The organism is Tardiphaga sp. vice304, from assembly GCF_007018905.1.
GTDB lineage: Bacteria > Pseudomonadota > Alphaproteobacteria > Rhizobiales > Xanthobacteraceae > Tardiphaga.
Map to the genome: position 1 here is coordinate 169,389 of NZ_CP041402.1, position 16,805 is coordinate 186,193.

Annotated in this window: 14 protein-coding genes; 11 read left to right on the forward strand and 3 right to left on the reverse strand. The window is 64.5% G+C overall.

Features of this window, described 5'->3' with window-relative positions:
• The first annotated feature begins 45 nt into the window (after positions 1 to 45).
• Positions 46 to 801 carry a tRNA (guanine(46)-N(7))-methyltransferase TrmB gene (locus FNL56_RS00725; RefSeq protein ID WP_143571187.1) on the forward strand — a complete coding sequence of 252 codons (756 nt, stop codon included), beginning with the start codon at positions 46 to 48 and terminating at the stop codon, positions 799 to 801.
• 95 nt (positions 802 to 896) lie between these two features.
• On the opposite strand, the gene FNL56_RS00730 is transcribed toward FNL56_RS00725, so the two are convergent.
• Positions 897 to 1,994, reverse strand: a complete 1,098-nt coding sequence (locus tag FNL56_RS00730) for a DUF2336 domain-containing protein (protein ID WP_143571188.1) — start codon at positions 1,992 to 1,994, stop codon at positions 897 to 899.
• A 326-nt stretch (positions 1,995 to 2,320) separates the two neighbouring features.
• Between FNL56_RS00730 and rimP the strand changes: the two genes are divergently transcribed.
• The 9 genes from rimP to FNL56_RS00775 all read left to right on the forward strand — a co-directional run bounded on the left by rimP (position 2,321) and on the right by FNL56_RS00775 (position 13,904).
• Complete coding sequence (gene rimP, locus FNL56_RS00735; protein ID WP_143571189.1) at positions 2,321 to 3,100, forward strand: ribosome maturation factor RimP; 780 nt, start codon at positions 2,321 to 2,323, stop codon at positions 3,098 to 3,100.
• A 3-nt stretch (positions 3,101 to 3,103) separates the two neighbouring features.
• Positions 3,104 to 4,708 (forward strand): transcription termination factor NusA, encoded by a 1,605-nt coding sequence (nusA, locus tag FNL56_RS00740; RefSeq protein WP_143571190.1) that lies wholly within the window; start codon positions 3,104 to 3,106, stop codon positions 4,706 to 4,708.
• A gap of 16 nt (positions 4,709 to 4,724) precedes the next feature.
• Positions 4,725 to 5,507, forward strand: coding sequence for an RNA-binding protein (locus FNL56_RS00745; RefSeq protein ID WP_143581721.1), 783 nt, complete (start codon positions 4,725 to 4,727; stop codon positions 5,505 to 5,507).
• 9 nt (positions 5,508 to 5,516) lie between these two features.
• The gene (gene infB, locus FNL56_RS00750) at positions 5,517 to 8,384 is read left to right on the forward strand and encodes a translation initiation factor IF-2 (RefSeq protein WP_143571191.1); all 2,868 of its coding nucleotides are present in this window, start codon (positions 5,517 to 5,519) and stop codon (positions 8,382 to 8,384) included.
• Between the two features lie 167 nt (positions 8,385 to 8,551).
• Positions 8,552 to 8,968 (forward strand): 30S ribosome-binding factor RbfA, encoded by a 417-nt coding sequence (rbfA, locus tag FNL56_RS00755; protein ID WP_143571192.1) that lies wholly within the window; start codon positions 8,552 to 8,554, stop codon positions 8,966 to 8,968.
• A complete protein-coding gene (truB, locus tag FNL56_RS00760; protein WP_143571193.1) occupies positions 8,965 to 10,125 on the forward strand; it encodes a tRNA pseudouridine(55) synthase TruB in 1,161 nt (386 codons plus the stop codon). The genes rbfA and truB overlap by 4 nt, the downstream gene beginning before the upstream one ends.
• 2 nt (positions 10,126 to 10,127) lie before the next feature.
• On the forward strand, positions 10,128 to 10,397 hold the full coding sequence (gene rpsO / locus FNL56_RS00765) for a 30S ribosomal protein S15 (protein ID WP_143571194.1): 270 nt from the start codon (positions 10,128 to 10,130) through the stop codon (positions 10,395 to 10,397).
• A gap of 336 nt (positions 10,398 to 10,733) precedes the next feature.
• On the forward strand, positions 10,734 to 12,881 hold the full coding sequence (pnp, locus tag FNL56_RS00770) for a polyribonucleotide nucleotidyltransferase (protein WP_143571195.1): 2,148 nt from the start codon (positions 10,734 to 10,736) through the stop codon (positions 12,879 to 12,881).
• A 288-nt stretch (positions 12,882 to 13,169) separates the two neighbouring features.
• Positions 13,170 to 13,904: a superoxide dismutase gene (locus tag FNL56_RS00775; protein ID WP_143571196.1), complete on the forward strand. Its 735-nt coding sequence runs from the start codon at positions 13,170 to 13,172 to the stop codon at positions 13,902 to 13,904.
• Positions 13,905 to 13,978: 74 nt separating this feature from the next.
• Here the strand turns inward: FNL56_RS00775 and FNL56_RS00780 are convergent, their stop codons facing one another.
• On the reverse strand, positions 13,979 to 14,980 hold the full coding sequence (locus tag FNL56_RS00780; RefSeq protein ID WP_143571197.1) for a 2-hydroxyacid dehydrogenase: 1,002 nt from the start codon (positions 14,978 to 14,980) through the stop codon (positions 13,979 to 13,981).
• A 225-nt stretch (positions 14,981 to 15,205) separates the two neighbouring features.
• Here FNL56_RS00780 and FNL56_RS00785 point away from each other — a divergent pair, with 225 nt between their 5' ends.
• Positions 15,206 to 15,757, forward strand: a complete 552-nt coding sequence (locus FNL56_RS00785; RefSeq protein ID WP_143571198.1) for an SH3 domain-containing protein — start codon at positions 15,206 to 15,208, stop codon at positions 15,755 to 15,757.
• Positions 15,758 to 16,020: 263 nt separating this feature from the next.
• Here the strand turns inward: FNL56_RS00785 and irrA are convergent, their stop codons facing one another.
• The gene (gene irrA / locus FNL56_RS00790; RefSeq protein ID WP_294941631.1) at positions 16,021 to 16,527 is read right to left on the reverse strand and encodes an iron response transcriptional regulator IrrA; all 507 of its coding nucleotides are present in this window, start codon (positions 16,525 to 16,527) and stop codon (positions 16,021 to 16,023) included.
• Between the last annotated feature and the right edge of the window lie 278 nt (positions 16,528 to 16,805).

Consider the following 16,805-nt stretch of genomic DNA (forward strand, 5'->3'; position numbering starts at 1 on the left):
CGATCGGTAGCGCCCGGGCAATTCTGGCTGTATCACTCGCGCGCCATGAACCAGCCCGATCCACATTCCGACGACACACTTGCAGCGCGCGATGACGCCGCCGCGCCGGCCGATGACGGCTTTTATCGCGGCTCGTTCTTCGGACGCCGCAAGGGCCACAAGCTGAAGCTGAACCAGGCCGAGTTGTTCAAGACGCTGCTGCCGCGGCTGTCGTTCGACATCAAGGCGAAAGCGCCGGCGGATCTGCGCACGCTGTTTGCGCCAGCCGTCGAGGCCGTCCGCGTCGAGATCGGCTTCGGCAGCGGCGAGCATCTGGTGGCGGAGGCGCTGGCTTTTCCGCACATCGGATTTATCGGCTGCGAGCCCTACATCAACGGCATGGCCAAGATCCTGACGGACATCGAGGACAGCGGCGTCGGCAACATCCGGCTCTATGCCGGCGACGCCGCCGAATTGCTGGCCTGGGCGCCGGCGGCGTCCTTTACGCGGATCGACCTGATCCATCCCGACCCCTGGCCGAAGCGCCGGCACTGGAAGCGACGCTTCGTGCAGGATGCGACGCTGGCCGAGATGGCGCGGGTGCTGGTACCGTCCGGTGAATTCCGATTCGTGCACGACATCCCGGACTACGTGGCCTGGACGCTGTGGCACCTGATGCGCTCGCCGCATTTTGCCTGGACCGCGGAGCGCGCCGACGACTGGCGGCTGCCATGGCCGAACTACACCATGACCCGCTATGGCCGCAAAGCCACGCGGGAAGGCCGCCAGGCGGCGTATATCATTTCAAAGAAAATCTCGTAGCCCGGACGAAGTCGGCGGCGCGTAGCGGCGGCGACGTAATCCGGGGAGGCCGATAGTGTGGACAGGCAGGCCCCGGATTGTCATCCGGGCTACAGCTACACCGGCATCGGCGCGGTGGGCTCGCGGGTCTGCCAGAAGGTCAGCACGCGCTGCGCGGTCGCCGGCACCAGGCGCTCGAAATTATGCCGGGCCTCCTCGACGTCCAACGCAGCCGCGGTGCGGCCGGGACCAAGGCGCAGCGCCATCAGGGCGCGGACCGTCGCCCAGGAAATCCCGATCGACTTGCCGAGTATCAGGATCGGATCGTCGCGGTCGCCCTTCAGCAGCAGGTCGACGGTGGCGATGCGGACGCCGGACATCGCCGACAGTGCCGCCACGGTTTCCTCATACTGATGCGCCCTGGCAAAGCGCAGCAGCGCGCCTTCGTTGAGTTCGTCGGCATGGTGCAGCTTCTGCACCATGCGCTGCGCCGCGGCGAAATCACTGGTGATCGCCAGATGTTTCGGCGTGCCCGAGATTTCCGCTATCGCCCGGCTGATCGCGGCGCGCTGTGTCTCCGGCACGGCCTCGAACAGGCGGCGGCGCACCACTTCGACCGAACGGGCCAGGAGGTCTTTGAGCTGCGGCGGCGACAGGTCGCGGCGCTGGCCGACCGTGACGGCCAGCACGCCGTCATCGCCGGCGCGGCGGATCAGACCGGCATAGCCGAGATGGGAGAAATTGGCGCCGGCATTGCCGGCGACCCGGCGCACCACGTCGCGGTCACCGCGGCGCACGATAACGTCGGTGATCGGAGGCGACAGCATCGACCGGTCCGAGATCGCCATCAGATGCGGCTGGCCCTTGAGCCTGGCCAGTTCGACCAGTGTGATCTCGTCGATGACAGGCGACCGGCGCAACAATGGGCCGGCGATCATGATTTCGTCGTCGCGCACCAGCAGCGCCACCAATTGCGGCGGCGCGTTGGTCAGCGCGGAAAGCTGCTCGGAAAGCGCGCTGCGCGCTTCAATTTCGGTCTGCGGAACCAGGCTGGTGAGGATGCCGTCGAACAGATCGATATGGGCCGGCTGGAATTGCGAGGCGCCGGCCAGAAACAATTCGGAGATTTTTCGCACGGCATCGCTGCGTCGACGGGGATCGCCATGCTGGACAATCTCCTCGAGCCCGGGAATCAAGGAATCCATCACCGCCATCGAAAACTCTCATACTTTGCCCTATACCGGCCTCCGCACCCTAGGTTGGGTTCGTGAAAGAAGGGTTAGCCGGCCTGACACGGATTTCCGCCGGCGAAATTTAGACAGCGGCGGCTCGCGGGCCTTGCCGGGCCGTCGCAAAACGGCTATATCCGCGATAACTTATGGTTTCTCATACGATCGCGTTTGAGAGTGGGCCCCTCGGGACCCGCTCTTTTTTATTACCTGAATGGGCCCCGGCTGCCGACACGGCGGGGTTTGTCCGGGTCCAACGGCCGGGCTGAAGCCCGACCCCATCCCGTCAGCCGACCAAATTGACCCTCACGATGACCGAACCGACCACAGAACCCGTGGATCTCGAACTGCTCTCCGAGCCTCGCCTGGTCATTGAACCGGGTGCTGCCGCGCGCGTATCCGCAATCGCCGGTCCGGTGCTGCAGGGCATGGGCTACCGGCTGGTCCGCATCAAGATTTCCGGCGAACTCGGCTGCACCGTGCAGATCATGGCCGAGCGGCCGGACGGCACCATGCTGGTCGAGGATTGCGAGGCGATTTCGCACGCACTGTCGCCGGTGCTGGACGTGTCCGACCCGATCGAGCGCGCCTACCGCCTGGAAGTGTCGTCGCCCGGCATCGACCGGCCGCTGGTCCGCCGCACCGATTTCGAGCGCTACCAAGGCTATCTGGTCAAGATCGAGATGGCGGTACCGGTCGGCGGCCGCAAGCGGTTTCGCGGCCTGCTCGGCGCCATCGAGGGCGACGTCGTGCTGATCGATCGGGAAGGTGCCCGCGACGGCGAAGATCCCATTACCCGCTTGCCGCTGGACGACATTTCCAACGCCAATCTGGTGCTGACCGACGAGTTGATCGCCGAATCGATGCGCCGCGGCAAGCAGGCCGAGCGCGACATGAAGCAGGAGCTCGGCGTCCGGCCGGCGCCGCCGCCGCACGCCAAGCGCAGCGATCCCACCAAGAGCTTTGCGCCCAAGCCGAAGCTCAAGGCGGCCAAGAAGGCGGCTGCGAAGCCTGCCCCGAAGAATACCAAGGAACACCGCCTCGCCGCTGAAAGACAGCGTCTGGGCCTCGACCCCACCGAAGGAGACTGAGACATGGCCGCTGTCAGCGCCAATAAACTCGAATTGCTTCAGATTGCGGATGCGGTTGCACGGGAGAAATCGATCGACCGCTCGATCGTGATCGAGGCGATGGAAGACGCGATCGCGAAGGCGGCGCGGGCGCGCTACGGCTCCGAAACCGACGTGCACGCCGAGATCAATCCGAAGACCGGCCAGCTGCAGCTCACCCGCCACATGCTGGTGGTCGAGGACGTCGAGAATTCGTCCAACCAGATTTCGCTGTTCGATGCCGAACGCGCCAATCCGGGTGCGCAGATCGGCGACACCATTGCCGACACCCTGCCGCCGCTGGAATACGGCCGCATCGCCGCACAGTCCGCCAAGCAGGTGATCGTGCAGAAGGTGCGCGAAGCCGAGCGTGACCGCCAGTTCCAGGAATTCAAGGACCGCATCGGCGACATCGTCAACGGCATCGTCAAGCGCGTCGAATACGGCTCGGTGATCGTCGATCTCGGCCGCGGCGAAGCCATCGTGCGCCGCGACGAGATGCTGCCGCGCGAAGTGTTCCGCAACGGCGACCGCGTCCGCGCCTACATCTTCGACGTTCGCCGCGAGACCCGCGGGCCGCAGATCTTCCTGTCGCGCACCCATCCGCAGTTCATGGTGAAATTGTTCGCGCAGGAAGTGCCGGAAATCTACGACGGCATCGTCGAGATCAAAGCGGTCGCCCGCGATCCCGGATCGCGCGCGAAAATCGGCGTGATTTCGCGGGATTCCTCGGTGGATCCGGTCGGCGCCTGCGTCGGCATGCGCGGTTCGCGCGTGCAGGCCGTGGTCAACGAGCTGCAGGGCGAGAAGATCGACATCATCCCGTGGTCGCCGGATATCGCGACCTTCGTCGTCAATGCGCTGGCGCCGGCGGAAGTCTCGAAAGTCGTGATTGATGAAGATCGTGAGCGAATCGAGGTTGTCGTTCCCGATACGAATAACCAGCTATCCCTTGCGATCGGCCGTCGCGGCCAGAACGTGCGTCTGGCCTCGCAGCTGACCGGCTGGGATATCGACATCCTCACCGAGACGGAAGAATCCGAGCGCCGTCAGGCCGACTTCGAGAATTCCACCCGCGTGTTCATGGAAGCGCTGAACGTCGACGAAGTGGTCGGGCAGTTGCTGGCGACCGAAGGCTTCACGTCGGTTGAAGAACTGGCAATGGTCGACGGGCAGGAACTGGCTTCCATCGAAGGTTTTGACGACGAGACCGCCGCCGAGCTGCAAAGCCGGGCGCGGGAATATCTGGAACAGCTCGAATCGGAGCTGGAAAACAAACGTAAGGAACTAGGCGTGGAAGACGCATTGAAGACGGTGCCCGGCGTGACCCTCAAGATGATGGTCAAGTTCGGCGAAAACGAGATCAAGACCGTCGAAGACCTGGCCGGCTGCGCGACCGACGATCTGGTCGGCTGGACCGAACGCAAGGAAGGCTCCGAGCCGGTCAAACACCCTGGCGTGCTCGATGCCAGCGAAGTTTCGCGCGAGGACGCCGAGGCGCTGATCATGCAGGCACGCGTTATCGCCGGCTGGATCACCCAGGCCGACCTCGACAAGGGCGCCGAAGCCGACGCCTCCGAAGAAGCGTAAGGAACGTGTCACGCGCATGCTCGCCATTGCTGACCAAGCAGATCTCGACAAGGGACCCCGGAGCACCAAATCCGGGACCGAGCGGATGTGCGCGGTCACGCGGGCTGTGCGCCCGATCGATGAACTGATCCGCTTTGTCGTCGCGCCCACGGGCGAGGCAATCCCCGATCTGAAGCGCAAGCTTCCCGGCCGCGGCCTGTGGGTCACGGCCAACCGCAAGACCGTGGCGGAGGCCGTCAGGCGCAATGTTTTCGCCAGGGGCTTCAAGAAAACCATCAAGGCATCGCCGACGCTGGCCGACGACACCGACAAATTGATGGTGCGAGGCTGCATCGAAGCCCTGGCGATGACCGCCAAGGCCGGCGCCGTGGTGTCCGGCTTCACCAAGGTCGAGGATGTGCTGAAGCGCCAGAATGCGATGGCCCTGCTGCACGCTTCCGACGGCGCGGCCGACGGAATCCGCAAACTGGACGGCATTGCCCGCCAGAATGCCGAATTCGGCGACAATCCGCAGCTTTTGCCGATTATTACGGTTTTGAGCTGCGATGAATTGGATTTGGCATTAGGCCGGTCAAATGTGATACATGCTGCCGTGCTTACAGGCCCGGCGGGCAAAACGTTCCTGTCACGCAGCCAGACCCTGGTCCGATACCGGATGGCTGACGACGACGACAACGCCAGCGCCAAAGTTTCGCCGAAACAGGATCTGGCTTCGACGCCACAGGATGTGCCGGCAACGGCAGTGAACAAGAATTCGCTTGAAGAGACGGTGCGGACGCGCACCACGCAACAGGATTAGGACTGCTGAATGGTTGATACGAAATCGCCTGGCGACAAGACACTGAGTGTTCCCTCCAAGACCTTGACGCTGAAGCCACGCGTCGAGCAGGGCACCGTGCGCCAGAGCTTCAGCCACGGACGTACCAACGTCGTCGTGGTGGAAAAGCGCGGCAAGCGCCGGGTGGCCGCTGATGTGCCGACCGCGCCCGTCGCGCTGAGCCCCGCGCCGACGCCAGCGCCTGCGCCGACCCCGGCTCCCGTAGCCGCCCAGCCGGCGGCTGCCGCTCCTGCACCGACCCCCGCGGCTCCCAAGCCGGCCGCGGCGCCGACGCCGGTTGCAGCGGCTGCGCCCGCGCCCGCCGTGGCCGCCGTGGCCGCCCCGAAGCCGCCGGCGCCCATTGCCGCCGCGCCGACCCCTGCAGCACCGCGTCCGGCACCGCGCCCGGCGTCGCCATCCTCCGGCCGGTCCTCCGCGCCGCCAACCCGCCACGCCCCGCCGGCGCCGCCGGCGCGCGCGCCGATGCGCTCGTCATCGCCGCAGACCCGCAGCGGTTCCGGCGTCGTGCTGCGCACCCTGACCGAAGAAGAGCGCAACGCCCGCGCCTCGGCGCTGGCCGATGCGCGCGTGCGCGATGCCGAGGAGCGCCGCCTCGCCGAAATCGAACTGGCCCGCCGCAATTCCAAGGAAGGTATTGCCCAGGCCGAGCGTGAAGCCGCCGAAGCCCGCAAGAAGGCCGAGGACGAGCGTCACCGGATCGAGGAAGAGGTCAAGGCCAAGGCCGAGCGCGAAGCCAAGAAGCGTTTTGGCGAGGCCGAGGCCAAGAATGCTGCGGCTGCCGCCGCGACCGCCAAGGCCGCCGGCCTGCCGCCGCCGCGTGCGCCGGGCGTTGCCGCCGACGCCACCGACGAGGATGAAGGTCCGCGCCAGATCCGCCGCGGTCCCGGCGGCGCTGCGCGCCCCGTCGTTCCGCCGAAAACCACCGCCAAGCCGGCCCCTGCCAAGCAGCGCGGCCGCCTGACGCTGGTCACCGCTCTGTCCGCCGGCGACGTCCGCGAGCGTTCGATCGCCTCGTTCCGTCGCCGTACCCAGCGCCTCAAGGGTCACCAGTCGAACGAGCCGAAGGAAAAGCTCATCCGCGAAGTCGTCATTCCGGAAGCGATCACCATCCAGGAGCTCGCCAACCGCATGGCCGAGCGCGCCGTGGACGTGATCCGGATGCTGATGAAGCAGGGCCAGATGGTCAAGATCACCGACGTGATCGACGCCGACACCGCCCAGCTGATCGCCGAAGAACTCGGCCACACCGTCAAGCGCGTGGCGGAATCCGACGTGGAAGAAGGTCTGTTCGACAAGGTGGAAGATGCCGCCGACGTCGAGCCGCGCTCGCCCGTCGTCACCGTCATGGGCCACGTCGATCACGGCAAGACCTCGCTGCTCGACGCGCTCCGCCATGCCAACGTGGTGTCCGGCGAAGCCGGCGGCATCACCCAGCATATCGGCGCCTATCAGGTCACCTCGCCCGAAAGCGGCAAGAAGATCACCTTCATCGATACGCCGGGCCACGCCGCGTTCACCGCGATGCGCGCCCGCGGCGCCAAGGTCACGGACATCGTGATCCTGGTCGTCGCCGCCGATGACGGCGTGATGCCGCAGACCATCGAGGCGATCAACCACGCCAAGGCGGCCAAGGTGCCGATGATCGTGGCGATCAACAAGATGGACAAGCCCGACGCCAAGGCCGAGCGCGTCCGCACCGAACTGTTGCAGTACGAAGTGCAGGTCGAATCCTTCGGCGGCGACGTCGTCGACGTCGAAGTGTCCGCCAAGAACAAGACCAACCTCGACAAGCTCCTGGAAATGGTGGCGCTGCAGGCCGACCTGCTCGACCTCAAGACCAACACCGACCGTCCGGCCGAAGGTACCGTGATCGAAGCCAAGCTCGATCGCGGCCGGGGTCCGGTTGCCACCGTGCTGGTTCAGCGCGGCACGCTGCGCGTGGGCGACATCATCGTCGCCGGCGCCGAAATGGGCCGCGTCCGCGCGCTGATCAACGATCAGGGCGAAACCGTCACCGAAGCCGGCCCCTCGGTGCCGGTCGAAGTGCTCGGCTTCAACGGTCCGCCGGAAGCCGGCGATCGCGTCGCCGTGGTCGAGAACGAAGCCCGTGCCCGCGAAGTCACCAGCTACCGCGCGCATCAGAAGCGCGAGAAGTCCGCCTCCGCCATCTCCGGCATGCGCGGCTCGCTCGAGCAGATGATGAGCCAGCTGAAGACGACGGGTCGCAAGGACTTCCCGCTGATCATCAAGGCCGACGTGCAGGGCTCGCTCGAAGCGATCCTGGGCTCGCTGGAGAAGCTCGGCACCGACGAAGTCACCGCACGCATCCTGCATGCAGGCGTCGGCGGCATCTCGGAATCCGACGTCACGCTGGCGGAAGGCTTCAACGCCGCCATCATCGGCTTCTCGGTCCGTGCCAACAAGGAAGCCACCGCGGCCGCCAAGCGCAACGGCATCGAGATCCGCTACTACAACATCATCTACGACCTCGTGGATGACGTGAAGAAGGCGATGTCCGGCCTGCTCGCGCCGACCTTGCGCGAAACCATGCTCGGCAATGCCCTGATCCTGGAAGTGTTCAACATCTCCAAGGTCGGCAAGGTCGCGGGTTGCCGCGTCACCGACGGCACCGTGGAACGCGGCGCCAATGTGCGTCTGATCCGCGACAACGTCGTCGTGCACGAAGGCAAGCTGTCGACCCTGAAGCGCTTCAAGGACGAAGTGAAGGAAGTCGCATCCGGTCAGGAATGCGGCATGGCGTTCGAAACCTACGGCGACATGCGCGCCGGCGATGTTATCGAGTGTTATCGCGTCGAAACCATCCAGCGCTCGTTGTAAGTCCAGATATCGTTGTAAGTCCAAGTCTTGCAGCGCGTTCTGTCTGCCTGATGGCGTGAGCCGGCGTTTTCAGCCGCCTCACGCCGAAGGCCTTTTTTGGAACCATCATGGCGGGAGCGCAGTCTGTTTCTGCGCGTCCTGATCCGTGATCCATCGGGAAATCAACGATGCCCAAGCATCACCAAAAAGGTTCGTCCGCATCAGGCGCGCAGCGCCAGCTCCGCGTCGGCGAAATCATGCGGCACGCGATCGCCGACATTCTTTCGCAAGGCGGCGTGCACGATCCGGTGCTCGAGACCAACCTCATCACGGTGCCGGAAGTGAAGATGTCGCCGGACCTGAAACTGGCGACCGTCTATGTGATGCCGCTCGGCGGCAAGAACACCGAGCTGGTGCTGAAGGCGCTCGCCGCCAACAAGGGCTTCCTGCGCACCGAGGCGGCGCGCCGCGTTAATCTGAAATTCGCACCTGATCTTCGCTTCCGCATCGATGAGCGATTCGACGAAGCGGAACGTATCGAGAAGCTACTGAGAACACCCGCGGTACAGCGCGACCTGCAACAAGATTCGGACGAAAAAGAATGACCGACACCTCCGCCAACCGCGCGATCGATTCGCGAATCGATGAATCGAACGCCGCGGATGAAAAAAAATTTGCACCGATCGCGCCCAATGAAGCTGGCGATGAATTGCCGACCACCCATGTCGGCGGCGCGGAGTTTGCGCCGGCGCAGCATCCGCGCGGCAACAACGATCCGCGCGGCAAGCAGTCGCGCCAGCAGGGCCAAGTGCGGCGCGACAAGCGCGACGTCCACGGCTGGGTGGTGCTCGACAAGCCGATCGGCATGACCTCGACGCATGCCGTCGCCGTGGTGAAGCGGCTGTTCCAGGCCAAGCGCGCCGGCCACGCCGGTACGCTGGACCCCTTGGCCTCCGGCGGCCTGCCGATCGCGATGGGCGAGGCCACCAAGACGGTTCCCTTCGTGATGGACGGCCGCAAGCGCTACCGCTTCACCGTCACCTGGGGTGAGGAGCGCGATACCGACGACACCGAGGGCAAGGTGACGTTCACCAGCGAGGCCCGGCCTACGCCTGAGCAGATCCGTGCCCTGCTGCCGCAGTTCATCGGCAATATCGAGCAGACTCCGCCGCAATATTCCGCGATCAAGATCGCCGGCGAGCGCGCCTATGACCTGGCGCGCGACGGCGAGGTCGTGCCGCTGGTTCCCCGGCCCGTCGTGATTCACGATTTTGTGCTGGTCGAACAACAGGATGGCGGTCATTCGGTGTTCGAGGCCGAATGCGGCAAGGGTACCTACGTCCGGGCGCTGGCCCGCGACATGGGCCGTCTGCTCGGTTGCTACGGCCATATCAGTGCGCTGCGCCGCACGCTGGTCGGCCCATTTGCCGAAGCCGACATGATTCCGCTGGAACAGTTGGAGGCTTTGTGCGATAGAGCCGCGTCTGGTGAGGGCAACCTCGCCGACGCGTTACTGCCCGTTGAGACCGCGCTGGACGACATCCCGGCACTGGCCGTCACACGGGCGGATGCGGCAAGGCTCCACCGGGGCCAGGCCGTTTTGTTGCGCGGACGGGATGCGCCCGATAGTAGCGGCACAGTTTATGTCACGGTGGCAGGCCGACTTCTGGCCCTCGCCGAGATTGCCAATGGCGAACTCATCCCCAAGCGCGTGTTCAACCTGACCGGACTCACCAGTTCGGCACGCAAAGAAAGTAACTGACGATGTCGATTACCGCAGAACGCAAAGCGGAAGTCATCAAGACCAACGCCAACAAGGCCACCGATACCGGCTCGCCGGAGGTTCAGATCGCGATCCTCACCGAGCGGATCACCAACCTGACCGCGCACTTCAAGACCCACGTCAAGGACAACCACTCCCGCCGTGGCCTGCTGAAGCTCGTCTCGACGCGTCGTTCGCTGCTTGATTACATCAAGCGCAAGGACGAGCCGCGCTACAAGGCGATGCTCGAAAAGCACAACATCCGTCGCTAACAAATCACGCGCGCATATTCCTGCGCGCGTTTTTGTATTCACGTAGTGCGGGCCACCACGGGCCGCACGATAACGTCCAGCAGCACTCCGGCGGCTGGACGATGACGGGCAAGGTGCCCGTCGCGCGGCAAGGTCCATCGGGACCCCCGCGACCATCGGAAGGATGGACGCCATTCAGAATGCTCGAGCCAGGATTCTGGAAGACTCGGCAGGATCGCCGGACGCTGGTTTCGCGGATATCGCGAACAGCCTCTTGCCGTCTTGCACGGGACTTTCAGGTTCTGGCTTTCGTGTTTTCAGCGCCATGCTTTCGTGAACCCATGAAAGAAAACGTCCATGTTTAATATTCATACCGTCGAAATCGATTGGGGCGGTCGTCCGCTCAAGCTCGAAACCGGCAAGGTCGCCCGTCAAGCCGACGGCGCCGTCATCGCCACCTATGGCGAGACCGTCGTCATCGCCACCGTGGTCGCCGCCAAGACCGCCAAGGATGGCATCGACTTCCTGCCCTTGACCGTCGACTACATCGAGAAGACCTACGCCGCCGGCCGCATCCCGGGTGGCTACTTCAAGCGCGAAGGCCGTCCGACCGAGAAGGAGACCCTGGTCTCCCGCCTGATCGACCGTCCGATCCGCCCGCTGTTCGTCGACGGCTGGCGCAACGAGACCCAGGTCGTCGTCACCGTGCTGTCGCACGACATGGAAAACGATCCGGACATCCTGGCGCTGATCGCCACCTCGGCTGCCCTGACGATTTCCGGCGCCCCGTTCCAGGGCCCGATCGGTGCGGCCCGCGTCGGCTTCATCAACGATGAATTCGTGCTCAACCCGACGCTCGACGAAATGGCCGACACCCAGCTCGACCTGGTCGTCGCCGGCACCCAGGACGCCGTCCTGATGGTCGAATCGGAAGCCAAGGAACTCAACGAAGACGTCATGCTCGGCGCCGTGATGTTCGGTCACCGCCACTTCCAGCCGGTTATCAAGGCGATCATCGAGCTCGCCGAGAAGGCCGCCAAGGAGCCGCGCGAAGTCGTCACCATCGACGACAGCGCGCTCGAAAAGGAAATGCTCGGCATGGTCGAGACCGAGCTGCGCTCGGCCTACTCGCTGCCGATCAAGCAGGAGCGTTACGCTGCCGTCGGCGCCGTCAAGAAGAAGGCGATGGCGCACTACTTCCCGGAAGGCGAAGAGCCCAAATACGACAAGCTGCGCATTGCCGGCGTGTTCAAGGAACTGGAATCGAAGATCGTTCGCTGGAACATCCTCGACACCAAGAAGCGCATCGACGGCCGCGACCTGACCACGGTCCGTCCGATCGTCTGCGAAGTCGGCGTGCTGCCGCGTGCGCACGGTTCGGCGCTGTTCACCCGCGGTGAAACGCAGGCTCTCGTCGTCACCACCCTCGGCACCGGCGAAGACGAGCAGTACATCGACTCGCTGTCGGGCACGTACAAAGAGACGTTCCTGCTGCACTACAACTTTCCTCCCTACTCGGTCGGCGAAACCGGCCGCATGGGCGGCACCAAGCGTCGCGAAATCGGCCACGGCAAGCTTGCCTGGCGCGCGGTGCATCCGGTGCTGCCGGGTCATCACGAATTCCCCTACACCATCCGCGTGGTGTCGGAGATCACCGAGTCGAACGGCTCGTCCTCGATGGCTTCGGTCTGCGGCGCGTCTCTCGCGCTGATGGATGCGGGCGTCCCCCTGAAGCGGCCGACCGCGGGTATCGCGATGGGCCTCATTCTCGAGGGCGAGCGCTTTGCGGTCCTGTCGGACATCCTGGGTGATGAAGATCATCTCGGCGACATGGACTTCAAGGTCGCCGGCACCGACGCCGGCATCACCTCGCTGCAGATGGACATCAAGATCGCCGGCATCACCGAAGAGATCATGAAGGTCGCGCTCGGCCAGGCCAAGGAAGGCCGCATTCACATTCTCGGTGAGATGTCGAAGGCGCTCAACAATGCCCGTGCCGAGCTCGGCGAATACGCGCCGCGCATCGAGACGTTCAAGATCCCGACCGACAAGATCCGTGAAGTGATCGGCACCGGCGGCAAGGTGATCCGCGAGATCGTGGAAAAGACCGGCGCCAAGGTGAACATCGACGATGACGGCACCGTCAAGGTGGCGTCCTCCGATGGCGAGTCGATCAAGGCCGCGATCAAGTGGATCAAGTCGATCGCAAGCGACCCGGAACTCAACGCGATCTATGACGGCACCGTCGTCAAGGTCATGGAGTTCGGTGCGTTCGTGAACTTCTTCGGCGCCAAGGACGGCCTGGTTCACATCAGCCAGCTCGCGTCCGGCCGCGTGCAGAAGACCTCCGACGTCGTCAAGGAAGGCGACAAGGTCAAGGTCAAGCTGCTCGGCTTCGACGATCGCGGCAAGACCCGCCTGTCGATGAAGGTCGTCGACCAGACCACCGGCGAAGACCTCGAAGCCAAGCAGAAGGCCGAAGAAGGCACCGCTGCGGCAGAGTAAATTTCGCAATTCGCGAATGCGGAAAGGGCGGCCGAAAGGCCGCCCTTTTTGTTTGAGAATGTTTTGCGACGGCCGAGCGATATCCCTCACCCCGAGCGAAGCGAAGCTTCGCGCGGCGGGGAGGGAAAGGAAACCAGCGGTCCCGCAGCGCGATCGCGCCGCTGCGTCACAATGCCTTTCGCGAAACCAGCCGCCACGGCGTTGCGTAGTTGTTCGCACTATTGCCACTCAGTCCGGCTAGCATCGTCGCGTTTGGCCGATTCGACTTAATCACCACGGAGAATTCCGATGACCATGATGTCCCGCCGCCATCTGATGCTGGCCGCCGCCGGCGCCGCCGCCATTGCCGCAGCGCCGCGCTTTGCCTTCGCCCAGGCCGCAGCGCCCGCCGCTGCAACCCCTTTCGTGCTGCCGCCGCTGACCTATCCGGTCGCCGCCCTGGAACCGCATATCGATGCGAAGACCATGGAGATCCATCACGACAAGCACCACGCCGCCTACGTCGCGAATATGAACGCGTTTGCCAAGGACGCGCCGCAGATCGCATCAACGCCCATCGTCGATGTGCTCGGCAAGCTCGGCGACGTGCCGGAAGCGATCCGCACCGGCGTCCGCAACAATCTTGGCGGCCACGCCAACCACACCATGTTCTGGCAGATCATGGGACCGAACGGCGGCAAGCCGGAAGGTGAAGTGCTCGCCGCGATCGAACGCGACCTCGGCGGCATGGAGAAATTCCAGACCGACTTCAACGCCGCCGGCGGCCGCCAGTTCGGTTCGGGCTGGGTGTTCGTGACCGTCGACAAGGCCGGCAAGCTCGCGATCGAGAACCGTCCCAACCAGGACAATCCGGCGATGGACGGCAAGCGCGCCTTGATGGGCAACGACGTCTGGGAGCACGCTTATTACCTGAACTACCAGAACCGCCGCGCCGACTATCTCAAGGCGTGGTGGAACACGGTGAACTGGAAGGTGATCGGCGATCGCTATGCGATGGCCAAGGCCGGCACGCTGGGCGTCTGACGTCGCAACAACTTAAGGACCTGCAGCTCCTTGCCGAACGGGAGGAGCTGCAGCGTCGCTGCGTCAACTGAAAGCTACAACATCGCCGGAAACACCCGGTCCCGTGGCTTGTGGCCGTCGAGGAACGCGCGGATGTTGATGATGACCTTCTCGCCCATCTCGACGCGGCCCTCGATCGTGGCCGATCCCATATGCGGCAGCAGCACGACCTTGCCGGCTTTCGCCAGCCGCAGCAGCTTCGGATTGACCGCGGGCTCGTGCTCGAACACGTCGAGGCCGGCGCCTGCAATGTCGCCCGACTCGATCAGCTTGGTCAGCGTCTCCTCGTCGATTACCTCGCCGCGCGCAGTGTTGACGATATAGGCGTCCTTGCGCACTAGCTTGAGGCGTCGCGCCGACAGCAGATGGAAGGTGGCCGGCGTGTGCGGGCAGTTCACCGAGATGATGTCCATTCGCGCCAGCATCTGGTCGAGCGAATCCCAGTAGGTCGCGCCGAGCTCGTCGGCGATCACCGGGGCCACCGGCTTGCGGTTGTGGTAGTGGATCTGCAGCCCGAAGGCGCGGGCGCGGCGCGCCACCGCCTGGCCGATCCGGCCCATGCCGATGATCCCCAGCCGCTTGCCGCCGAGCCTGCGGCCGAGCATCCAGGTCGGCGACCAGCCCGGCCAGTCCTTGCCTTCGGTGAGGATCGAGGCGCCCTCGATCAGGCGCCGCGGCACCGCGAGGATCAGGCCCATCGTCATGTCCGCGGTGTCTTCGGTCAGCACCTTCGGCGTATTGGTGACGATGATGCCGCGCGCCTGCGCCGCGATGACGTCGATATTATCGACGCCATTGCCGAAATTGGCGATCAGCTTGACCTTGAGGTCGGGCTGTTCGAGCAGTTCCTTGGTGATCTCGTCGGTGACGGTCGGGACCAGCACGTCGGCAGTTCGCATCGCGTCGAGCAATTGCGCTTCCGTCAGCGGCGTGTCGTCGAGATTGATGCGGGCGTCGAACAGTTCGCGCATCCGCGTCTCGATGCTGTCCGGCAGCTTGCGGGTGACCACGACCAGGGGTTTTTTCTTGACCGACATGTGCTGCTCACTCGCGCTTTGGCCCGGCTGTTCAGTCCGCATTAACCCGGTTGATCGAAACTGCCGAGACCGCGCGATCTCACCGTTTCCTCCGGGTTCCCCGGACGCCTTCTGGCGTCCCGGGCTTCATCTTGGGCGTTCGACCTCTCTAGCAGAAGGCCGAGCCAAAACAAGAACCCAGGACAATGACGAGGCGACGCGGATAGAATCGGTTGAGGTTGGCGAATGGCGTTCAGGCGTGTGGTGGGTGCGGCGTTGCTGGGGGCAGCTTGCCTCGGCCTTTCGGTGCAACCGGGTTCGGCGGCGCGGGATGCCGCCCGGGACGCGGCCAACAACGTGCCGGTGGGCGGCAGCGGGCTGCCGGTGCCGCGCTATGTCAGCCTGAAGTCCGACCATGTGAACGTCCGCGCCGGCCCGACCAAGGACAATGACGTGGCCTGGGTCTATACCAAATCCGGCCTGCCGGTGGAGATCACCGCCGAATATGAGAACTGGCGCCGGGTGCGCGATTCTGAAGGCGCCGAGGGCTGGGTCTACCACTCGCTGCTGTCGGGCCGCCGCACCGCGGTGGTGACGATGAAGAACAAGGATGACCTTGCCTCGATCTATGACAGTCCGGATGCCACCAGCCCGGTGGCCGCCAGGCTGCAGGCCGGCGTGGTGGCACAGGTCAAGCGCTGCAAGAACAGCTGGTGCCGCGTGATGGGCGCCGGCTTCGACGGCTGGATCGAACAGCAGCGGCTATGGGGCGTCTATGCCGACGAGAAGGTCGATTGAGGGAACTTAGCAGGCTCTGATCTTCCCTCTCCCCTTGTGGGAGAGGGTGGATCGAACGCGAAGCGTTCGAGACGGGTGAGGGGTAGCCGCAAGCTCCGTCGCCCAGAAACCCCTCATCCGTCGCCGACTTCGTCGGCGCCACCTTCTCCCACAAGGGGAGAAGGAAGGAAAAAAGACGCGCACAGGCGCCGCGGCTAACGGCGCTTCAAATTACAGATCACGGTGTCTATGGGTCCCGGCGTTCGCCGGGACGACAGAGATGCTCAGCGCTTCTTGCGCAGCCGGACGACCATGTCGATGCGGCTGATCTCGTAGCCCTCGGGAACGTCGGGCATTTTCTGCAGCACCATGTGCGGATCGGGAATGTCGACCAGCTCGTGGTTGTTCTCGAGGTAATAATGGTGATGCGCGGTGACGTTGGTGTCGAAGTAGGTCTTGGTGCCGTCCACGCTGACCTGCCGGAGCAGGCCGGAATCGGTGAGCTGGTTCAGCGTGTTGTAAACCGTGGCGAGCGATACCGGGACCTTGGCGAGGGAGGCTTCCTCGTAGAGCATTTCCGCGGTCAGATGGCGGGCGCCCTTGCCGAACAACAGCCAGCCCAGCGCCATGCGCTGGCGGGTCGGGCGCAAGCCCACCGACTGCAGCATCTCATTGACGTCATGCCAAGGGCAGCCGGTCAGCGCCGGCTGGCGACCGCGGTTGATTTCCGCAACCGCAGCAGCGTCACTGCTGACGCTCGACGTATTGCCGTTCGAAGCAATGTCACTCATGTCCACGTCGGTGATCCCTGCCGTTGCGGCGCCCAACACGCACTCTGCCCTCTCTCTATAGGCCCGGCTGCCGTCAGATGCAAGGTTTTCGCAACTGGAGCCATGCGCTGACCGGGAAGCTCGATCGGGTCGGCCCGCCCCGCCAGTACCATCCGGCCGCCGAAACCGCCGCTTTGCCGCCCCCCAAGCCTATGATAGAGAGCGCGCGACAGGTCCGGCGATAACTGCCTGATTTGAACCAGTTCTGCGTGTCCCGGCCACCCCGGCGGGTTCGCAGG

Excerpts from the sequence above, each read along its gene's own strand:
- FNL56_RS00725 (WP_143571187.1), top strand. The coding sequence starts at position 46 with ATGAACCAGCCCGATCCACATTCCGACGACACACTTGCAGCGCGCGAT.
- FNL56_RS00730 (WP_143571188.1), bottom strand. The coding sequence starts at position 1,994 with ATGGCGGTGATGGATTCCTTGATTCCCGGGCTCGAGGAGATTGTCCAG.
- rimP (WP_143571189.1), top strand. The coding sequence starts at position 2,321 with ATGACCGAACCGACCACAGAACCCGTGGATCTCGAACTGCTCTCCGAG.
- nusA (WP_143571190.1), top strand. The coding sequence starts at position 3,104 with ATGGCCGCTGTCAGCGCCAATAAACTCGAATTGCTTCAGATTGCGGAT.
- FNL56_RS00745 (WP_143581721.1), top strand. The coding sequence starts at position 4,725 with ATGCTCGCCATTGCTGACCAAGCAGATCTCGACAAGGGACCCCGGAGC.
- infB (WP_143571191.1), top strand. The coding sequence starts at position 5,517 with ATGGTTGATACGAAATCGCCTGGCGACAAGACACTGAGTGTTCCCTCC.
- rbfA (WP_143571192.1), top strand. The coding sequence starts at position 8,552 with ATGCCCAAGCATCACCAAAAAGGTTCGTCCGCATCAGGCGCGCAGCGC.
- truB (WP_143571193.1), top strand. The coding sequence starts at position 8,965 with ATGACCGACACCTCCGCCAACCGCGCGATCGATTCGCGAATCGATGAA.
- rpsO (WP_143571194.1), top strand. The coding sequence starts at position 10,128 with ATGTCGATTACCGCAGAACGCAAAGCGGAAGTCATCAAGACCAACGCC.
- pnp (WP_143571195.1), top strand. The coding sequence starts at position 10,734 with ATGTTTAATATTCATACCGTCGAAATCGATTGGGGCGGTCGTCCGCTC.
- FNL56_RS00775 (WP_143571196.1), top strand. The coding sequence starts at position 13,170 with ATGACCATGATGTCCCGCCGCCATCTGATGCTGGCCGCCGCCGGCGCC.
- FNL56_RS00780 (WP_143571197.1), bottom strand. The coding sequence starts at position 14,980 with ATGTCGGTCAAGAAAAAACCCCTGGTCGTGGTCACCCGCAAGCTGCCG.
- FNL56_RS00785 (WP_143571198.1), top strand. The coding sequence starts at position 15,206 with ATGGCGTTCAGGCGTGTGGTGGGTGCGGCGTTGCTGGGGGCAGCTTGC.
- irrA (WP_294941631.1), bottom strand. The coding sequence starts at position 16,527 with ATGAGTGACATTGCTTCGAACGGCAATACGTCGAGCGTCAGCAGTGAC.